Annotated in this window: 1 protein-coding gene and 1 pseudogene; one reads left to right on the forward strand and one right to left on the reverse strand. The window is 38.6% G+C overall.

Annotated elements, in window-relative coordinates:
• Nucleotides 1-264: 264 nt before the first annotated feature.
• A pseudogene (locus ACNPNW_RS06550) lies at nucleotides 265-414 on the reverse strand (IS982 family transposase); the annotation flags it as partial.
• A gap of 53 nt (nucleotides 415-467) precedes the next feature.
• Between ACNPNW_RS06550 and ACNPNW_RS06555 the strand changes: the two are divergent.
• On the forward strand, nucleotides 468-1,188 hold a 721-nt coding region (locus tag ACNPNW_RS06555; RefSeq protein WP_448766781.1), incomplete at its 3' end, for an IS5-like element ISAba12 family transposase.

Below are 1,188 nucleotides of genomic sequence, written 5' to 3' on the forward strand. Positions count from 1 at the left end.
GAGTGCTCGGTTATATGCGGGCCAATTGGTTGTGCGGTAGATTTTGTGTGTAGGCTTCTTCATTTGAAAATTATATCGCTGAAAAAGCCTTTACAGATAGGTTTGTGCAACAAAGCCTATAGTAATTGAGAATGTGGAGACACTGAATAAGTAGCTATTTAAGTTTTCATGACTTTTACTAAATTATTCGAGGTTGTAAGAAGTAAAAATAATTAATTTGATCAATATTTTATTTGAACTAAATTTATTATTTTTACGCCAATCTCAACTTTTAATTAAGTTTTCCAACTGTAAAGGAGGATTACCTAATTGAGAATTTAAAACGACTGAAATTGTATGTGAAAGAATTTTTCGAGTGATACGATGAGATAAATGCCATAGATCTCTAGCCCTGACTTTTTGTATATTAAACTGGCTTTGTTGCACAAACCTATCTGTAAAGGGTTTTTCAGCGATATAATTTTCAAATGAAGAAGCCTACACACAAAATCTACCGCACAACCAATTGGCCCGCATATAACCGAGCACTCATGAGTCGCGGAAATATTGCCATTTGGTTTGATCCTGCTACGCAATGGTATGCGCCATCAAAAGGCAAACAAGGGCGAAATCAAACCTACTCCGACGCAGCCATCCAATGCTGCTTAATGATTAAATCCTTATTCCGTCTGTCTTTACGTATGGTCACTGGCTTTGTGCAAAGTCTGATTAAACTTTGCGGATTAAATTGGATAGCTCCAGATTACACCACGCTTTGTAGAAGACAAAAGCATATTGATATTGTAATCAGCTACCAAAAAAGTAGCGATGGGCTGCATCTACTCATGGACTCTACAGGCATGAAGTTTCTAGGTGAGGGCGAATGGAAACGCAAGAAACATGGACCTGAATATCGTCGCCAATGGCGTAAACTTCATATTGGTATAGATGCTAAAACCCTACAAATACGAGCAGTTCAGCTTACAACCAATAATGTCAGTGATTCACAGGTGCTTGGTGATTTACTTAATCAGATTCCACAAGATGAGCGGATTAACTCTGTTTATACCGATGGAGCTTATGACACCAAGCAATGCCGTCAGGTCATTGCAGATCGGCAAGGGCATGCGGTGATTCCACCTAGAAAAAATGCGAAACCATGGAAAGATACAAAGAGTAGCTCGCTAGAGCGAAATGAATTACTTCGAA

Source organism: Acinetobacter endophylla, from assembly GCF_053543775.1.